Raw genomic sequence first — 18,836 nt, 5'->3', positions numbered from 1 at the left:
AGTAGGTTAGGGCGGTGCGCCGGCAAAGGATTGACTGGCCTTCGGAGACTAGTTGTTGTTTTTGCTGCTGAAGGTGATGTTCACAGTGGCGGTTCCGGAAGGAATGGAAGTGGGTACTGTCAGGCTATAAATAGAAGGGATATTGGGGATGCCTGATAGCCTGTAAGGATCGGTCGCTCCATAGGCGCCGCAATCGGGGCTTGACACCGTGCCGACGGTAAGGCCGGCGGCGATAGCCGGGGAACCAGATTTCAGGACCACCCGGGAATCCAGGCTGCCCGTGGCGCCGCCCACGTAGATGGTGGTCATATCCTGGCTGACCAGGTTGGCGGTGGCCGTTCCTGGCAGGGTCTGAGCGACCTGGAATAAATTATTCTTGATGGTGCAACTGGTGAGATCGCTTTGCGAATAGCAGCCGATAATATTGTTCACGAAGTAGGCGTTGTGCAGGACCCATCCGTTGGCGCCATTGATGTTGCTGTTATTCCGCACGATATTGCCGGAACCCGCGAGGTTGGGAAGGCTGATGTAGCCATTGTTATAGAATATAGAGTTCTCACAGACGAAGTTCGTGGCAGTGACGGTGTTGGCGGCCGAAATATTCTGTCCATTGAAGAAGCATTTCCGGATGCTGATATTGTCCTCTGTGCCCGTTTCATAATAAAGTCCACCCGTGAACAGGTCCCGCTCGAAACTGATGTTGTTGGTGGAAGTCAGATAGATGCCCTGGAGGGTGACGCCCAGGAACCCGCTGCCGGCAGCGGCGGCGCCCACCCTGAACCAGGCAATGCGGCTGTCGATCTTCGCCACCTGCAGACCGGCATTGCCGGGAGTAGTAGTATTGGCCGGATCCAGGAAATAACCTGGGCCTATGACAACAAGCCTCTTACTTAAGGTAAAGCTGTTGGTAGCGTAATCTGTCGTGCTGGGCTCCACATACAGCGTATCTCCTGCAGCCACAGCAGTGGACGTACAGGCATCATAGAAACTGGTGTAATCGGCCACTACGCCCGCATTGTTGTTGATCCGCCAGACCTTGGCCTTGGATTGAAAACCCGCCATTAAAATCAGTAGAAGAAAGGAGATCTGCTTCATGGTTGTTGTTTTTAGGCCATAAAAGTATCTTACCCCGCGATGGCAGGCAATCACCAAAAACAGGGATATTGAAAAAATAAAATCACCGAAAAAGGGGATGGCACAAAAGGAGTTAAATCTTTTTATTTGGCATACCGAACCATTTCCATACTTTAATATCCATATGCGCAAGACCTTGACCCTTTTCGCCCTGCTCGTTGTATTTATGCCCCGCGCCATCTGCCAGGTGGCGGCCCGGGACAGCATGTTGAAATTGATACAACATGCCAAAGAAGACACGGCTGCGGTAAAGCTCTACCTGGCCATCGGAGAGAATATTAAGAATAATGATCCGAAGTCTGCCAGAGGCTATTACCATCGGGCAGTAGAACTGAGTAAAAAGCTGGGTTTTACGCATGGGCAGGTGCAAGGCCTGATCAGTTACGGCGGGAGCTTTATAGTAGAGAGCATGTTTGACTCCATGCTGTATTATTCCCGGCTGGCGCTCCCCCTGGCCCGGCAGTCAAAGGATTCCCTGGAGATTGGTATAGCGTTGTTCAATATGGGGATCGCCTATCGCGATCTGTCGGATTTTGAGAATGCTATCCTGTATTGCCTGCAAGGGAGGGCTATCATGGAAGCCAAGGGTAACAAACGGATCGAGATGCAGATGAATAATGCCCTGCAGATATTGTACCAGCGGCAGACGGAGTACGATAAGGCGATCGTATTCGGTGAAAAGGCGATACAAGAGGCCCGGGAATTGAAATTCAAACCCGTCCTTGCCGAGTCGTTGATCAATATGTCTGTGAATCACCAGGCAAAAAATCTGCACGAAAAGGCCCGGGCCGACCTGGAGGAAGCGCTGCAATTGGGCATTGATCTGCAGGACAACCGTATCCAGGCCTATGCCCTGATGGATATCGGGGGCATTTACTTACAGGAAGGGAATTTCGAGCAGGTGAAAAAAATTGCCCCACACTGCCTGGAACTTCAAAAAAAAGTAGGTTCGCAGGATGGAGAAGCTCATGTATACAGAGGCCTCGCGGTATGCTATCTCCAGGAAAAGAACTATGCAAAAGCGAAAGAATATGCCCAAAAGGCGGCGGAACTGAATGCGAAGACCGGGAATATCAGAGAACAATCTAACCTGCTAAGACTGGTATCGTGCATTTCCTATGCTGAGCGGAATATGGCGGCAGGGTTTAAATACGACATGCAAAGCGATAGCATCCTGCAAAAGATGGTCGGCGATGCGCTATCGGAAAAATCCGCCAACCTGGAAAAAAAGTATGAGACGGAGCGAAAAGAGAACAGGATCCGGCAGTTGGAAGTGGAAAAGAAGGTGCAGGAGCTTAGTATCAGGCAGAAGAGCACGCTCAATTATATCCTCACCGCCGGGGCTGCCGTTTTGCTGCTCCTTGGACTCCTGTTGTACCGCAACTACCGGCAGAAGCAGCGGCTGCAGCGGCAACGGATATCGGAATTGGAGACGGAGAAGCGCCTGACGGCCACAGAGGCGGTGCTGAAGGGCGAGGAGCAGGAAAGGACCCGGCTGGCCCGGGAACTGCATGATGGTCTGGGCGGCATGTTGTCGGGAATAAAATTTTCATTCATGACTATACAAGGAAACATGTTTATGACGCCTGAGAATGTACAGGCTTTCGAACGCAGCATGGACATGCTCGACAGTTCGATCCAGGAGATGCGGCGCGTCGCGCACAATATGATGCCGGAGGCCCTGGTCAAATTCGGGCTGGATACTGCCATCCGGGACTTTTGTCATGATGTCACGAAGTCCGGCGCCCTCCAGGTGAATTACCTGTCCCAGGGGCTTGAAGATGGGGTGGCAGATCAGACCAAGGCGATCACCATCTATCGTATCGTTCAGGAGTTGCTGAATAATATTATGAAACATGCGGGTGCGCAAATGGCCATTGTACAGGTGATAAAGACCAACATGCGGTTGACAGTGACGGTGGAGGACGACGGCAAAGGATTCGACACCCGGAACCTGGATCACTCCGGCGGGATCGGTTGGAGTAATATCCGCAACCGGGTAGAATTCCTGAATGGGGAGATAAACGTGCAATCGGAACTGGGGAAAGGCGTATCAGTACTCATCGAACTACCTATATGACCAGCGTTTTTATAGTAGATGACCACTATATGGTCATCGAGGGGATCAAATCCCTGCTCTCCCACGTGAATGGCATCGAATGGATGGGGCATGCCACTAATGCAGCCTCCTGCCTGGCCTTTCTGCACAAACAGCAGCCGGACGTAATATTAATGGATATCAACCTGCCGGATAAGAGCGGGATCGATCTGTGCAAGGAGGTCAGGGACAAATATCCGGGCGTGTTCATCATCGGCCTCAGCACTTTCAACCAGCAAAGCTTCATACAGAAAATGATGGAGAACGGGGCTTCGGGTTATATGCTGAAAAATGCCACCCAGGAAGAGTTGGTGGAGGGCATCGAAACAGTTATGAAGGGGAAGCTCTATTTAAGCGGGGAGGCGGCACAATCCCTTCAAAAAAACACAGAGACCTCCATCCCAATGCTCACCCGGCGGGAAAAGGAAGTACTGCAACTGGTTGCGGAGGGAATGACAAATAATGAAATCGCTGAAAAGCTATTTATCAGCCCCAATACGGTGGACACGCACCGTAAAAGCCTGCTGGCCAAGTTTGGCGCGAAGAATACTGCTTCGCTGATCAGGATGGCGGCGCAGATGCGGCTTATCTGAAGCTGCGGTGGTGTGCCTCATGTGAAATAAAGTAACCAAGCAGTGGAACTACACCTCGTCGGAATTCTTTTATGGTTGCATTTTTTTCTTCAGTCCATCTTCCAAAACTTCGGCTACCCGCTGTGCTGAAAGGGTGTGGCAATCTTTGAGCATTGGAATTGTTTTTTTGTCCTCGGCTGTAATGGTTGCCAAATCTTGTGTCTATGATCTGTTTTTCAAGCGTTGTCATGCGACTATTTTTCAAGAAGTTTTTTGATGCTGTTTAAAATCCTTAAGTGACAATAATTTGCCAGGGTGTTCTGCCCTTGTAACATATTCTTTGGCCTGCAGGGTTCTTAATACTGTAGAAGTGGTCATCCTGTCAATGTTTGCTGTTTTTGAAAGCAGGATTTGTGTTACTTCTTTTTTGTTTTGAGTCAACCAGTAAATACTTGCCATAAGGTAAGCTGTGACGAAGTGAGGATATAAGTCTTATTACAATCCGAATAAACGAATGAAAACCCACTACCCATTTTCAACAATTTTCTCATATGACATTTAAACCCTCTGTTATAATGATTATTGGATACCTATCGCTAACTTATTCCCGGCACCGGCATCTCCATTTCCGCCAGCGGCTAATTCCGAACGAAAGTAGTTTCGGCCGGGGCTACCTTCGATGCTATGAGAACCGAACGAAGCTTACCCGCATTCGCACTGATAGTGCTGACCGTTGCTACCATCCTGTCCTGTAAAAAAGAGCATCGAAATCCCTCCACATCTTGTAAGATCATCGGTTACTATGACACCGTTACGAACAGGGGAGCCTACTCGACCTCTTTCACAGAGCTATCATACGACCAGGATGGCAGGATATCGTTCGTACTGTCGGGAAAAAGGGATTCGCTTAGTATCGGTTGGGTCTTCCACTACAACGGAAATAAGATCGTTGCTACTCCGAACGTCACCAACGGTCCAGGCGTAGATACGATTACCCTCAACGATAATGGTCAGCCTGTAACGATGCAGTTCGAAGAGATAAATCACGCCTACAGAAGCCATAGCGAATATTTTTATGGCGACAGCGGACGAATAAGCTATATGCTCTACTACGACCAGCATGGAAATCTGATCGACACAGCCAAGTATAGTTATACGAATGGAGATATGACTTCGATCGACCATGGCCACGGGAATATAACACGGTATTCTTATTACACGGACAAAATCGCATCCGACGCAGAATTCTCGCGCATCGAATCACTTACCACCTATGGGGTCATCTTCCCCTCCAGCAAACATATGCTTAAATCGGTGCAGGATGTCGGTTACTTAGAAAGTTTCAGCTATACGTTTGATAACGCGGGCCGGATCGTTTCCGGAGAAGAAACAATTATCGCCACCGGCGGAATAGTTACCAAAAGAACGTATGTGTACGATTGCGGATGAAATATTCGAATGTTGTATAGGTCTTTCTTGCTTCATTTCAAAAGTTCAACTTCCTCTGGAATAACAAATAACATAGTGCAACCAGTTTTGGTAGTAACCGAATGTTTAAAGTTCACCGGCGTATATAAATAGTCCCCTTCGGATAGCGTTGCATGCTCCAGCACAACTTCTCCGCTTAATACAAATATTTCTTCTCCTCCGGGATGGTTGTGATATGGATATGCTGCTCCAGGCTCGAATTTCAATAGTATTGTAGTTGACCGTTGCTTAGCCTCATCATACCTTAGGGAGATTACGGAGATACCCGGATAGTGAACTCCATTTTCAATAAGCGGCTGCCAATCTTTCTGGCTCTTTCGGACGATGTAATTGTTGATGTCAGTATTCATATGTTTAGTTTTTGTACTTCACCGAAGTCGAATAATATACGATATTTAAGTAATAGCGACTTTATTTGCTTAACAGTTGATCAACACTCCACTGATAATGGGGCATGCTTGCTAATACAAATGCTCCGGCGCTGAATGCAAATACGGAATAGTCCAATGGTTCTTTAATGCCAAATGAATAGGTCATGGAAAATGCAAATAGCAGCGTGAGAAGAGCAGCACTATAAGCCGCATACCTTATTTTGAAACCAATGAGTAGCAAAATGCCTAAACTTATTTCCAGAAAAGTGCTTATAACAGCAATTGCCGGAATGAAAGCTTTGGGAATAAATGAATTCACCTCTGCAGTGTAATCTAAGAAATTATGCCAGCCGGATGATTTTTTACCCCATAACCCTAGCCGGCTTGCCACCGCTGACAAAAAGCCCGACGCCAGGGCTATTCGTAGCAAGAAAGTGGAAATACCTATGGTTTTCATGTCCCCGATTTTTTTAGAATTGTAAATAATTAATCAGGCACAAAGATGATAAATAAGAAAAGGCCAGAGAATAGAGAATGTTGTGAAAAGCATGTAATATTACATGGCAGCCTTTTCTTTATATAACTTGGGAGAAAGTTTTGAGTGTTTCTTAAAAAAATTAGAGAAATAGAAAGGGTCTTTAAAGCCAAGCTGGTAGGCCACCTCCTTTACTGACAGATCTCCATAAGTAAGCAGCCTTTTTGCTTCTGAGGTTATAAGTCCATAAATAACATTTTGGGCGGTCTTGCCGGCATGAAGCTTTGCCAGTTCGTTCAACTTTATTTCAGTAGTGCCTAGTAATCTTGCAAATTGCGAAAGGGAATAATTCCGCTCAAAATTATTTCTTACGGCATCCAGGAATTTCAAAAATAACGCATCGGGTTTCCAGATCTCATCTCCCCGTTGTACTTTCGCCCTGTTGATCTCAACTAGAATAAGCTCAATTCTCGAATGAATAGAGATGAGAAATTGATAAGGCCGTTTTGCTAATTCTTCTGCAATGCCGTTTAGTTGATTTTCAATGTTGCTTCTATTTATTGCAATCACCTCATTCATTGAAAAATGGCAGAAAAGTCCATTGTGAAAAAGTAATTCAATGTCATGGTCGTTTTTGCAAAAGAAGTCCAGCGTAAATTCAAGTATATACCCTTTAGCTTTAACTGCTTTTTCTATACAATGAATTTGACCAGATGTAATGGTGATTACTTCACCCCCTTTTAGCAATAGTTCCTTTTCATCCACAGCTATGCTCAATTTCCCTGAAGAGCAATAAATTAAGACGTATTTCATGATACGTCTTGGCTTACTTAGCTTTTTTGCTTTTTCTAAAGTTATTATATCTATCATTTTTTCGATTGAAAGCGTTTATCCGTTTGTGAATTGACCGCCAGGGGCAGTCGGCAACAGCCACAAAAATTAATGAGCCAGCTCTGCTGAACAACAATAATAATGAAAAAGACCGATAGGCCGTTGTTGAGCCGGACAAGATGGAACGTCAAACGTTAATTGATCTCGCATATCTCGCTTGTTGGTGCAGGGGTCACCGGCTTTCAGGGGATTATTGCGGATATAAAACTCAAATCCGGCGATAAAGGCATAATTCAGTCTTCCAAATTAGTATCCCCGGTGGGGGATTTTTTGGCTAAGAACTTTCTCAGGTAGATAGCAGTACTAAAGTAATTTTTCAGCGTTCCTCTTTTCAATACGAATTTCATCAAATCATGTGCATATCCACCAACTTGCACAGGGTCATTTTTCGGTGGTGGCCTTCTCACAGATTCCGAAGTAAGCATTTTTAACAGCCTCGGCAGTGACTTCCGTATTTTCCAGGGCCAACCTGGTAGTGGGTGAATGCCCGCAATAAAGGGTAGATACCGATGGTATCCTTACCTTCCAGATGGTGGACCAGCTTATTATCCGTCAGAGGGCTAGGCTTTTTATTTGCAACATCCTCCAGCGTTCCCCCCGCAGCCTTATGCCGCTGGTATTCCTCCCATTCCAAGTCATAAGCAGGAAAATACACGGCCTTTCCATTAGTTTCCCTGCGGACGGCATAAATATCTTCTCTCCTCTAAAGAGCGTTTTGAAGATTGTATACTGGTCCTGGATTCACATAGGTGGCAGCTAAAGCTGTATTTCATAAATGAACATTTCGCCAGTTACTGTATCCTCATAGTAAGCTGACCCTTGTCCATTTTCTGCGGGCACTAAGATTCGCAGATTTTTTCGTGGAGTAAACCAGGCTGGAGCATCTGATGGGAGAACCGGACTTTTTTGGGTTTCTACTAATTTATTCTGCCGTATAAACTGCGATCTCCATTGAGCTGAGGCCTTTAATTTCAAATACATAATGTATTCTTTCGACCAATGGGCAGATTGCCAATATTTTCCGTTTAATATTTCGATATTTTCCGGCAGAGATTCTCCTGACCAAAATTTATACGTTTCGATCGGGTCATCTGTTTTCTTTTCCGTGCAAGAACCAAGGAAAATTACAATGATAACCCCAAAGGCTGATAATATTGTCTTGGTTGCCAGCTTCATGGGAATTCAAATTCCAGCAAGCAAAATAAGAAAATCCTTGGAAAGATGACAGGATTCGAATCCCGAGCAGATTCGAACTTGCGACAGAATAGATTGGAAAATAATTGTTTAAACAGCGAGCATATTTCAACTCACCGGATAACTCACAGAAATGCAAGGAACAGTCTCACGTATGAAATTCGAATAAGGATGATGGTAAAAAGCCAAAGAGTTAATAATGAACGTGGTTTACTCAGTAACCTACTCAAGAAAGATGTAAAGGAAATTGCCAGGTTGGTCCATTTAGAGAATTCTCAATGGAATTTGGGCAGCTTTTGTCGCATAACAGATTGATGATCAAATAAAAGTTGAAAAAGTCAGGTTTCTTTTAGTAAATTTGATTTCAATGTATACAACAAGCCAAATATTGACCATTTTAAAGGAGAAAAAGGGATACCTGCAGAAAAGGTACCCTATTTCTGAGTTAGGGGTATTTGGCTCCTATGCAAGGGGGGATTTTAATGAAAAGAGTGACATTGACATTCTCGTCGATTCTATTGGAAGCATCGACGGTTTTGAGTATATACGACTCGCCCATGAGTTGGAGGATACCTTTAAACAAAAGGTCGATGTAGTTTCCCGCAAAGGCATAAAGCCTCAATATTTACCTTATATAGAGAAAAGCCTCATTCATGTCTGAACGTAACCTAACCTTGCTTCTATTGGATATTAAGGTTTCGATTCGTAAAATTTTAGAGTATACAGCAGGAATGACATTTGAGTCTTATGAGGCAGACTCAAAGACAAAAGATGCAGTTGAACGGAATTTTGAGATCATTGGAGAAGCCGCGTCGCGAATTCCAGATAATTTCAAAAGATACATCCCACAGTCGAATGGCGCATCATCAAAGACTTCCGAAATTTTGTCATTCAAGAATACTTCGGTATTAACAATCAGATTGTTTGGGATACCATTCAATTCCGTTTGCCGGATCTACTACAAGAGATTTCAAATTTGATTTCGCCTTCCGAATAACCCGCGTGATCTTACTATGAAACAGGTATTTTTTTACTCGCACTCTTTTACCAGGTTGTGATGATAATATTGATTCTAATAATATAGAACTAGGGTGTGAAGCGAAATTCTTGGAATTCGCGAAGGTCGAGTGACTTTAATGGCGGCTTACTGCAAAGGATGCATGTTTGTTCTTTGACAGTGCAAAAACCTCATATAGGTTCGGTGTAACAATACGAAATAGCCCATAATATAAAAGTTAGAAATATGGTTTTTTTAAAAGCAAGCATTCCTTTAACTCCTTCTGATATTGAGAGAGCGGAGAAAGAACTCGATGTTTTTTTTCCTCTCGAGTTTGTAGAACACTATTTGAGATACAACGGAGGGCTTCCGGAAAAAGACAAGTTTATTTGGCAGGACGGAGGCAAAACCAGGATTAACTGTTTTTCTTCAATTAAAGACGCAGGATTTGTAAGTTTGGAAGAAACGTATAGGGACCTGATAATATTAGAATCTTATTTACCAATTGGTATAATACCTTTTGGAACCGATGACGGAGGGAATTCTTTTTGTATATCTGCAAGAAAGGAGGATCATGGCTTTGTGTATTATTGCAACGATGACCATTATAATACAGAGAATAAGGAAGAATGCCTGACTCTTATAGACAAGAGCTTTAAGCATTTTATTGATAACCTTTCTGGGTAGTGTCGCAAATTGTATATCTTTTTCATTACCGCGGACAGATGAACAACTAAGCGATGTTGCTGTGCAAGCCGAAAGAAATTAATTGCTCAAATCGGTCAATCTTTTATCAACGCCTCGACCCGGATTTTTTCGAACAAACTAACAATTGCAATTTGGCCAAAAGACGTGAAAAATTTTGGGATTAATGTCTACGAGGTAAGAGATTTTATCTGGAATTATATTGGATAATCCAACCGAGTTTTTTCCATGGGTCAATTCCTCCACAGATTATACAGGGATATCAGCGAAGGTTACACCATTAGCGAGTATTCCTCGAAAGATAATATAAACAAAAAACTGTCCGAAATATGTCCGAACAGCTTTTAATGGTTTAACAATCAACCTAAAAAGTCGACCTGCCTGTACAATTTACAAGTTCAGGAATGAACACATCAACAGCCAACATATTGCATAGCCAAGGCTATACAGTTTATGGAGCGGCAAGACGAACCGGCGAAATGAATGACCTTAAAACAAAAGGAATGGGTGTGGTCTCACTAATAAGTGTCTAACTTTTTGGGGGCACATCACCAGAGCGGGTTTCAAAAGTTGGTCGCCCTGGCAGGACGATTCTTCCAGTATTTGGGCCCGATCTTGGACTTTGCCGGACCTGGACCCAGCATCAGCCAGGTTTGTACTGGCCAGAGAAACGCTAGGACCTCTATCAAGATAATTATAATTAGTAGCAATGAATGTCAAACTAACAAAAGCCGCGCGAGAAAATATAAGTGTAATGGAAAATTTAATGCAGTTTTATATTTATGATTTTTCTGAATTTGTCGATCTAGATGTTAAGGAAGATGGGCTATTTGAACCTTACGCTAGTTTACGGGAATATTGGGAAAAAGAAAATGAACGATTCCCATATTTCATAAAGGTGGGGGAAAGATATCTGGGTTTTGTTTTGGTCAGATATATTACGTTAAGCGATAGAAATTATTTTTCAATGGCCGAGTTCTTTATTATGAGAAAATATAGAAGAAAGGGAATTGGAAGATCAATAGCGGAACAGGTATTTAATATGCATAAAGGGCAATGGCAGATCTATCAAAAAGAAAGCAATAGGCCCGCCCAGGTTTTTTGGAGGAAGATTATTACTGACTATACAAAAGGCCAATTTAAAGAACGAATTGAACATGGAAAGAGAATTCAGGAATTTGAAATATAGTCTACCCCTTTACATTGATGAGGTAATGCAGACCTAACTGAATACAATATTTTAGAAAGCGATTATATAATTTCTGAAGAAACAGGACTTGAAATAGGTTTTACGAACAATGATGCTGTATATGACGACGATGACAATGTTATTTTTGAAAAAGGGAATCCGATCTTTTCTCGCTTAATTGCTTATCCAAAATCTTTAACGCTAATTGGCAGTTTTCCATTTGCCACGAATTTCACAGACAATCGAGATGAAGTTGTTAAAAAGGCAGGGAATCCGACAAACACAAATGGAGGTTTTTCAGACTTCCTAAACAAGAATTTTCTCGTGGACAATTATAAATTGGACAATATTATCGTAACGTATGATTATGATGCAGAAAAACAGACAATTAATTTTATTCAAATCCGTGAGAATAACTTAGTTCACCTCCTTAAGTTGTGACGAAAAAGCAAAATGGTTGGAACAACTGGATTCGAACTTGCGTCCTCCCCAAAACCAAGCAAGCAAATCTTGTGATTTAAGTCAGACAGGATTGCAAAAATGACACTAAAAAAAGTTCTTTGTTTCCGGGCTGGGGTTTGACTTCTCATCATTCCGGCTTCTATCAACGATATGAGCAGACGACCAGAATTGAAGCAATTGACCATTGCTCTCCAAAGTCTGTTTGAGCCTTTCCATGGGAGATTTGGAAAGCCAAAGTTTCAATTGAAGTTCTTTAATATGCTGTGGAGTATCTGTCATCTGTTTATCAGATCGAAGGTACGTAATTTCAGTTGTTTAACCCATTTTGAGATATACTCCCAGTCTAAGTTATCGACAACAACAAGGCTTTTAATATCTTCTATTTGGACAGCAGATTGAAAATCTTGTATCCAGGACAACGAAATCTGCCTTGTATCCTGATTCATGGTCAATAATATTGAACATCTTAACGGGACCAATCATTGCGTCCTTGATACCATCCCTGTCGCAGTAGAATCCTTCCTTAAAACTATCCACAAATAAATCCAGGTTTTTAGCTTCCAGGTGAATGACAAAGTCGATATCCCTGGTCATTCTCGGAACGGTGTATATCCCCAATGCTATACTGCCCGATAGCATATACGGGATCTGGTATTGATCAAGAACGTCAGTAATTTTTTGAAAGAAAGAAAGCATAGGAAAGTCAAGTTACTTTAAAATTAGCAACCAGGAAAAAGGGACAAAATCATCTGACCCATTTCCGCCCCAAACCTGACCCAAATTGTGATGTTGGCCCAAAAATAAAATCAGCGAGTTGTAATACAACTCGCTGATTTTAAAGTCGGGAAGACAGGATTACCTCGGCGCTACCGCGCGCTCGGCGATCCTCAAAGGGGGAGGCCTGAAACAAGATCAACACAGCCCTTCGGGCCTTTTGCTTATTGTCGCTGCGCTTGCCCGAGCAAACTCGGTCCGCTCCGCGCCAAACGCAAAACCCCCGCTATCGCGGGGGCATGTGTTGATCTTGTTTCGTCGGGAAGACAGGATTCGAACCTGCGACCCCCTGGTCCCAAACCAGGTGCGCTACCGGCCTGCGCTACTTCCCGATCCGTCCTACCCGGTGACCCGGGTAACGGGTGGCAAATGTAGACATTTAAACCCGAACCACCTAGTCAAACCCTCACAAATTCCACCAATAATTGAACTTCACCACCAGCGCCCGGCTCCTCACCGAGAACGGCGTGGTAAAATAGTTATCGGTATACACCAGGAACAGGTCGGAAGCCGGCTTGTACCGCCACTGCAGCCGGGTATTCAGGTTCATATTGTGGATTTGCTGATTATACTGGATATATGTGGTGAAGAACAGCGTATTCGTCATCGTCACATCGATCCGGGGTCCCACCAGCCAGAAATACTGGTCACCCCAGGGCTGTGGCAGCGACAGCCTGTTGTAGGAAAAGCTCAGCGTCATATTCACATATGGCTGGATCCTATACCCCACGTCCCCGCTGAACGTCAGCTTCGTGCCATCCGCATAGTAGCCGCCGCGACGAAAAGAGGCATCATACGTAAAAAGCGCCTGGGGCTTGCTGACATAGTCGAAGCCGACGCTGTTCCAGTTGTGCCGGCTGCCCTTTTGCAGGAAGGCCCGGCCCGTATTCGTGGGATCAAAAGGCGCCAGCAGCTCCACATAGTCATGCACCATGACGCCGGCCAACGTGCTTTTATTCCGGAATGTCGCCAGCCAGGTCACGCTTGTCTCGTCATCCGTATGATGGAAAGAAGTATTGTAATAGTAATTGGACACCACCTGCGGGCCATGGCTGAGCACCACCCCGCCCCGGGGAAAGAACAAGTAGGAGAGCGTTGGATTATACTTGAAATAACCCTGCCTGGGCACATACCCCACTTCCGCATTGAAATTGCCGCCGGTGTATTCGTACTGTGCCCCGATGAGCCAGTGCCGGTCAGTGTATTGCAGGTTGCCGGCATGTACATAATCATCCCCTCTCCGGCCGGGGCTAAAAGATTTTATCAGCAAAGCTTTTCCTGTCCAGAAGTTATTGGCCGAGGCCAGGTTGAATTCCAGCCCGATGTTGCGATTGTACAATGAATAAGTGGGGTGCGTCGTGTCCTTACCCGGCTGATAATGCAGGGATTGCTTGTTGATAAAAAGGAAGCCGATATTGCTGCGGGCAAAGATCTTCCGCTGCAGGGCCACCACCGAAAAATTCTGCTGGGGCTGCCCGATGGAATCTACGGAGCCCGTCTGCATGTCCATGACGCCGATGCGCCAGTTCCGGTCCAGCTTGCCGCTGAGCCGTCCGCCGAACTCGATGGGTGCGCCCAGACCGATGCGACGGGAAAAAAAAGGCCTGATGGACGAATAGCCAAAATTGGTGAAGTGATCGCCATTCTCCAGGAAGAACTGCCTCTTTTCAGGATAGAAAAGCTCAAAGCGGCTGAGGTCGGTCACCTGTTTGTCCACATCCACCTGCGAAAAATCAGGGTTCACCGTCAGGTCCAGGTTGAGCGAAGAGGTGACCGCTACCTTCACATCGCCTCCGATCTCTTTGCGATACGCCACAGGTCTATGCGCAGCATAATCCCTGGATCCTCCACCCAACACATAGGGAATGACGGAAATATTCGGACCAGGCGGCGGTGGCGGCGCATCCCACACCAAGGCACCTGTGTAAGCTAAACTGGCAGTGGGAAACTGGCGCGGCACAGGGGCCCATGCAGACTTCTCCGTTGTCTTTAGATCGTTGCGGCTGAAATTGATCCCCCAACGGGTGACGTCTTTCTTGTAACGCAAGGTCTTAAAAGGAATGGCCATTTCCAGCACCCATCGGTCCTCCAATCGCCTGACCACGGAGGTCCATTTATTGTCCCAGCTGAGATCGACCTTGCCGCCTTCATACATCATCCCGTCCCACTGCCCGCCTGCCGCATTCGTGCCAAAAGAGAAACCATTGGTCTGGTCCTCGAATGTGTCCATAAAAAATATGAAATTGTCATTCTTCAGAAAGGCAAAATCTCTCCGCAGCGACTCCACCATATCCGGCCCGGGCAGGCCATTATAACATTCCGCCGCCAGGTACAGGTAGCGCTCGTCGTAGGTCATCCGCACCGCCGTCCGAACATGGGCACAGTCCAGATCCATCGGCAGGACCATGAAAAAATCTCCCACCTTGTCAGCAGACTGCCAGGCCGCCTCATTCAACACCCCATCGATGACCATTGGACTGGAAGTCCGCCGGATATGCAGCTCAAAGCCGGCATTCTTTTTCTGCGCGAGCAGTCCCGGCGCGGCCATCAACTGAAAAACTATCATCAACAAAAGCCACTTCTTAACCATCGCTCTGGAAAATACAACCTTTTCCCGGAAATCATCCTGCTACTGACTTTCTTAGTGAGCCCGGCCGCTCACCTGTCCGAAGAGCCTGCTCAGTCCGCCGGGCAATTCCTTTTCGCCTGCCGCAGATGCCGCTCGTTATGCGCGATGAGGAACTGGAACACATCTCCGAGCTTCAGCCTGATCCATTTAAAAATAGACACCGGGATCCTGATCTTATTCAGGTCGACCTTACGGGACAACTGCAAGCATAGCAGCAAAAGCTCCTGTTGCCGGATGAATTCGGCTACGACAGCATGCGCATCCAGCTCCGCCGCAGGCACATATCCCGAAAACGCTTTCATTTTCTTTTTGCCTTTATCCGGGTCCATGAGCCGGGTGAAGTAAGCTCCTATAAAGCTGCTTTTGAACTTGCCCCCCTCCACCTGGTCGTGCAGCGACCTGTGCAGCCGCTGCCGGATAAAGGGTAGATAGTAGTTTCCATACTGGTTCAAATGCTCCAGGCATTGCGCAACGCTCCAGCCCCCGTCCGCGGCCGGCCGGAGCAAGAGGGCCTCCGGCATATTCTGAAAGACAGCAACGGCCATCCGGATATGCAGATCCACATGCGCTTCCAGCGTATCCAATAAGTGATCCTTATCAACAGGTGTCATGAGATTATTTTATACGGCAAATCTAGCCTGCGTCACAAAGACCGATCTTGGTAAAAACCAAGACCCCCTATTTTTTTTGCTTATTGATCAGCTTGCTGAAATTGGTCGCGTCCATACCCAGGTAGTTGGCGATGTACTTATGAGGGATGAGCTGAAAGATATGCGGACTCCTTTGCAACACCTTGTTGAACTTCTCTTCGGCAGAATAGCATTGCAGCTCCGCCAGCCTTTCCAGCAGTCCTGACAATGCATGAACGACCCCTTTCCTCACCATAAAAGCAATGCCCGGCCGTGCCTGCATCAGCTTGTCCAGGTCTGTAAATGCAGCCCTCAAGAACACCGAAGGTGTCAGCGTCTCAAAAAAATAACGGGAAGGCTGCTGCAAAAGCAAGGAATCCAAAACTCCACCAAAGGAAGGAGGATAGGAGAAGACAATGGTTGCCTCCCTGTCCTGGTCATCGAAATAATAAACACGCTGTACGCCTTCCATTACAAAATAAAGATATCGTTCCACCGATCCTTCCATTGTAATGATCTCTTTCCGACGGGCGGAAAAGGGGGACCATATTGTAGACAAGGCATCCCAGTCTTCCCCGGAAAGTGGATATACCCCATCCACCAGCTTTTTAAGTTGTACGAGCGCATCTGCCATTGGCACGAATATACGGAGATCATCCGGCTACCCGCGCCCCCTCACTCCGCCCTGAGACTTTTCACAGGATTGGCCAATGCCGCCCTGATGGCCTGCCACCCCACCGTAAGCAAGGCCACAACGACCGCCGCACCACCCGCCAATCCAAACATCCACCAACGCAGCTCGGTATGAAAGGCATAATCCTGCAGCCATTTATGCATTGCCAGCCAGGCCAGCGGCGTTGCGATCAGCAATGAGAGGAATACCAGCCGCAAAAATTCACCCGATAAAAGGCGGAATACATTCCCTACACTGGCCCCGAGCACTTTCCGCACACCGATCTCGCGGGTACGCTGCTCGGCCGTAAATATGGCCAGCCCCAAAAGGCCGAGACAGGAAATGATGATAGCCAGCGCAGCAAAACAGTGGGAAAGCCGCTCCGCCATCTGCTCGCTCTTATAAAGCTTACCATACTCCTCATCCGAGAACTGGTAAGTGAACGGAAATTTCGGATTCATCCTTTTCCATAGCGCCGCCAATCCATCCATGGCAGGCCGCGTCTTGCCCGGCTCCGTCCGTATCAACATCGTCCCGCCCCAGGCATCCTCACCGAGATAGAGGATAATACCATGCACCGGCACATGCAGGGAATTGAAATTGAAGTCCTTCACCACCCCAATGATCGGTGACGTCCTGCCCCACATGGTGAAAGGCTTGCCGACGGGGTCCCTATAGCCCATGATATTGACGGCCTCTTCGTTTAAAATATATCCCGTGGAGTCCGTCGACATATACGGTCTGAAATCATGCCCCTGCACCAGGGTCAGCCCCATTGTCTTTACAAAATCATAGCCCACTTCTTCATCGCCGAACGTCGGCTTGGAATTGGGGTCCTTCCCTACCCAATCGATGCCCCAGGTGGCGCTGGTGATATTCGTCGGCGGACTGCCGATATGGGACACCTGCTGAATGCCCGGTATCTTCAGCGCTTCCTCCTTGAATACTTTGTATTTACCATTCAGGTTCCCTTCCTGTGGAATATAGATCAGGTTCTCGCGCGCATATCCCAGGTCCTTTGTTTGGATATAGTCCACCTGCCTGGAGACGACGATAGTGCCCACTATCAATACGATGGAAACGACGAATTGGAACACCACCAGCCCTTTTCTGAATAGGACATTCCCCCAGTTGATCTTTAAGATGCCCCCCTTCAGCACGCTGACAGGGCGGAACGACGAAAGATATAATGCCGGATAGCTGCCCGCAATGACCCCTGTGACCAGCATGCCTCCAACGATACCCGCCCAGAAAGCCACGCCGGAAGGATACGCCATCTGCTTTTGCGTCAGCGAATTGAAAAAAGGCAGCAGCATAGCCACCAGCAACAACGCCACCGCCCCGGCGATAGCCGTCAGCAGCATGGCCTCTCCCACAAACTGCCGTACCAGCGAAATACGCTGTGCGCCTACTACTTTCCGCACGCCGATCTCCTTGGCCCGCCTTGCCGAACGTGCCGTGGTGATATTCATAAAATTGATACATGCGATCAGCAGGATAAAAACAGCGACGACGGTGAACAGCCGGACATACTCGATCCGCCCTCCCTCCAGCTGCCCCAGGGCGTTGAACCGGGAGTGAAGGTACATCTCGTCAAAACGCTGGATGCCCAGCTCCACCCGGTAACCTTGGGTATAATGCGTATACTTTTCCAGCAATCCCGTCACCTGCTTTTCAAAAGCTCCTGCAATAGTGCCCGGCTTCAGCCTGCAATATGTCAATACACCCGTGTTGGTCCATTTGGTCGCATTTCCATTCGCTTTTAAAAAATGCGCATAATTGATCACGTAGTCAAACCTGTTCGAAGCATTGGCCGGCACGTCCGCGAAGACCCCCGTGACCTTCAGCTCCTCCCCATTATTGAACGCCACCGGCCGGCCGATAGCCGCCGCCGGGCTGCCAAAAAGATCAACGGCCATTTTCTTTGAAATGGCTATGTTCACCGGCTGCGACAGCACAGTAGCTTTATCTCCCTCCAGCAATGGATACGTGAACAGCGTGAAAAAATCAACGTCCGCATAGCAGCCCTCCTCTTTCAGGATCTTCTCCCCTGCCTGAAATGTATTCACCTCATTGTGCGTAAGGCTGCTGGCGTATTCCACCTGCGGCAGCTCCCTTTTCATCCCTTCAGCCAGCACGCCGGGCGTATTATACTGCGTTTTGATGACCCCGCCCGTGAATTGCCGCTCGTAAACGACAAATAGCCGGTCGCCATGTGCATTGAAATTATCCACGCTGCGCTCATCATGCACCCAAAGCGCGATAAAAAGACTGCAGGTAAGTCCCAATGCAAGACCCAGGATATTGATAGCCGAAAAAACTTTATTCCGGGTGAGGTTCCTGTACGCTACGAGCAGGTGATTCTTGAGCATAACGAATATTTGAAGCAAAGCCCACCAAATGGATGCCCGAACGATATCGCCCTGAAAATCATATGATTCGACAGCTCCGCCGGCCCTGACTGTCCGGATATGACACAACCTGTTCGTATCAAAAACGAACACCCCTGCCGGAATCTCGCTGATAATACATTGATAGCCACGTGCAAAGTCGAC

At 46.8% G+C, this 18,836-nt stretch carries 18 protein-coding genes, 1 tRNA gene and 1 pseudogene; 7 read left to right on the top strand and 13 right to left on the bottom strand.

The annotated features are described in order from the left end of the window. Positions 1 to 48: 48 nt before the first annotated feature. On the bottom strand, positions 49 to 1,095 hold the full coding sequence (locus Q4E93_RS00460; protein WP_303582065.1) for a hypothetical protein: 1,047 nt from the start codon (positions 1,093 to 1,095) through the stop codon (positions 49 to 51). Positions 1,096 to 1,258: 163 nt separating this feature from the next. Between Q4E93_RS00460 and Q4E93_RS00455 the strand changes: the two genes are divergently transcribed. Both Q4E93_RS00455 and Q4E93_RS00450 read left to right on the top strand, forming a co-directional pair. Next, positions 1,259 to 3,214 (top strand): tetratricopeptide repeat-containing sensor histidine kinase, encoded by a 1,956-nt coding sequence (locus tag Q4E93_RS00455; RefSeq protein ID WP_303582063.1) that lies wholly within the window; start codon positions 1,259 to 1,261, stop codon positions 3,212 to 3,214. Then, the gene (locus Q4E93_RS00450) at positions 3,211 to 3,825 is read left to right on the top strand and encodes a response regulator (RefSeq protein WP_303582061.1); all 615 of its coding nucleotides are present in this window, start codon (positions 3,211 to 3,213) and stop codon (positions 3,823 to 3,825) included. Before Q4E93_RS00455 ends, Q4E93_RS00450 begins: the two co-directional genes overlap by 4 nt. Before the next feature lie 240 nt (positions 3,826 to 4,065). Here Q4E93_RS00450 and Q4E93_RS00445 read toward each other — a convergent pair whose 3' ends face one another. Beyond that, positions 4,066 to 4,263 (bottom strand): MarR family transcriptional regulator, encoded by a 198-nt coding sequence (locus Q4E93_RS00445; RefSeq protein ID WP_303582059.1) that lies wholly within the window; start codon positions 4,261 to 4,263, stop codon positions 4,066 to 4,068. 225 nt (positions 4,264 to 4,488) lie between these two features. Between Q4E93_RS00445 and Q4E93_RS00440 the strand changes: the two genes are divergently transcribed. Further along, positions 4,489 to 5,253, top strand: a complete 765-nt coding sequence (locus Q4E93_RS00440; RefSeq protein WP_303582057.1) for a hypothetical protein — start codon at positions 4,489 to 4,491, stop codon at positions 5,251 to 5,253. A gap of 32 nt (positions 5,254 to 5,285) precedes the next feature. On the opposite strand, the gene Q4E93_RS00435 is transcribed toward Q4E93_RS00440, so the two are convergent. The 5 genes from Q4E93_RS00435 to Q4E93_RS00420 form a co-directional block, all read right to left on the bottom strand. Then, positions 5,286 to 5,642, bottom strand: a complete 357-nt coding sequence (locus Q4E93_RS00435) for a cupin domain-containing protein (protein WP_303582055.1) — start codon at positions 5,640 to 5,642, stop codon at positions 5,286 to 5,288. A 61-nt stretch (positions 5,643 to 5,703) separates the two neighbouring features. Continuing rightward, positions 5,704 to 6,120 carry a DoxX family membrane protein gene (locus Q4E93_RS00430; protein ID WP_303582053.1) on the bottom strand — a complete coding sequence of 139 codons (417 nt, stop codon included), beginning with the start codon at positions 6,118 to 6,120 and terminating at the stop codon, positions 5,704 to 5,706. Between the two features lie 99 nt (positions 6,121 to 6,219). Continuing rightward, on the bottom strand, positions 6,220 to 7,008 hold the full coding sequence (locus tag Q4E93_RS00425) for a helix-turn-helix domain-containing protein (RefSeq protein ID WP_303582051.1): 789 nt from the start codon (positions 7,006 to 7,008) through the stop codon (positions 6,220 to 6,222). Between the two features lie 448 nt (positions 7,009 to 7,456). Then, on the bottom strand, positions 7,457 to 7,720 hold the full coding sequence (locus tag Q4E93_RS34530; protein ID WP_411162122.1) for a TOTE conflict system archaeo-eukaryotic primase domain-containing protein: 264 nt from the start codon (positions 7,718 to 7,720) through the stop codon (positions 7,457 to 7,459). Positions 7,721 to 7,785: 65 nt separating this feature from the next. Beyond that, a complete protein-coding gene (locus tag Q4E93_RS00420) occupies positions 7,786 to 8,205 on the bottom strand; it encodes a hypothetical protein (RefSeq protein WP_303582049.1) in 420 nt (139 codons plus the stop codon). Between the two features lie 385 nt (positions 8,206 to 8,590). Between Q4E93_RS00420 and Q4E93_RS00415 the strand changes: the two genes are divergently transcribed. From Q4E93_RS00415 to Q4E93_RS00405, 4 genes and pseudogenes are all read left to right on the top strand, one after another. After that, positions 8,591 to 8,884, top strand: a complete 294-nt coding sequence (locus Q4E93_RS00415) for a nucleotidyltransferase family protein (RefSeq protein WP_303582047.1) — start codon at positions 8,591 to 8,593, stop codon at positions 8,882 to 8,884. Then, positions 8,877 to 9,220: pseudogene (locus tag Q4E93_RS34400) on the top strand (HepT-like ribonuclease domain-containing protein). Before Q4E93_RS00415 ends, Q4E93_RS34400 begins: the two are co-directional and overlap by 8 nt. 246 nt (positions 9,221 to 9,466) lie before the next feature. Beyond that, entirely contained in the window at positions 9,467 to 9,907 is a 441-nt protein-coding gene (locus Q4E93_RS00410; RefSeq protein WP_303582045.1) for an SMI1/KNR4 family protein, read from the top strand. 727 nt (positions 9,908 to 10,634) lie between these two features. Next, entirely contained in the window at positions 10,635 to 11,114 is a 480-nt protein-coding gene (locus Q4E93_RS00405) for a GNAT family N-acetyltransferase (protein WP_303582043.1), read from the top strand. 831 nt (positions 11,115 to 11,945) lie between these two features. On the opposite strand, the gene Q4E93_RS00400 is transcribed toward Q4E93_RS00405, so the two are convergent. The 6 genes from Q4E93_RS00400 to Q4E93_RS00375 form a co-directional block, all read right to left on the bottom strand. Further along, on the bottom strand, positions 11,946 to 12,272 hold the full coding sequence (locus Q4E93_RS00400) for a hypothetical protein (RefSeq protein WP_303582041.1): 327 nt from the start codon (positions 12,270 to 12,272) through the stop codon (positions 11,946 to 11,948). Positions 12,273 to 12,608: 336 nt separating this feature from the next. After that, a tRNA-Pro gene (locus tag Q4E93_RS00395) sits at positions 12,609 to 12,682 on the bottom strand. Between the two features lie 74 nt (positions 12,683 to 12,756). Beyond that, the gene (locus Q4E93_RS00390) at positions 12,757 to 14,916 is read right to left on the bottom strand and encodes a DUF5916 domain-containing protein (RefSeq protein WP_303582038.1); all 2,160 of its coding nucleotides are present in this window, start codon (positions 14,914 to 14,916) and stop codon (positions 12,757 to 12,759) included. Positions 14,917 to 15,029: 113 nt separating this feature from the next. Continuing rightward, positions 15,030 to 15,590, bottom strand: coding sequence for a DinB family protein (locus Q4E93_RS00385; RefSeq protein WP_303582037.1), 561 nt, complete (start codon positions 15,588 to 15,590; stop codon positions 15,030 to 15,032). Between the two features lie 67 nt (positions 15,591 to 15,657). Continuing rightward, positions 15,658 to 16,242 (bottom strand): Crp/Fnr family transcriptional regulator, encoded by a 585-nt coding sequence (locus tag Q4E93_RS00380; RefSeq protein WP_303582035.1) that lies wholly within the window; start codon positions 16,240 to 16,242, stop codon positions 15,658 to 15,660. A gap of 41 nt (positions 16,243 to 16,283) precedes the next feature. Then, entirely contained in the window at positions 16,284 to 18,653 is a 2,370-nt protein-coding gene (locus Q4E93_RS00375; RefSeq protein WP_303582033.1) for an ABC transporter permease, read from the bottom strand. Between the last annotated feature and the right edge of the window lie 183 nt (positions 18,654 to 18,836).

The organism is Flavitalea plasmicola, assembly GCF_030546645.1.
In the GTDB taxonomy this organism is placed as follows: domain Bacteria; phylum Bacteroidota; class Bacteroidia; order Chitinophagales; family Chitinophagaceae; genus Puia.
This window is presented reverse-complemented; position numbering and strand designations above follow the sequence as displayed.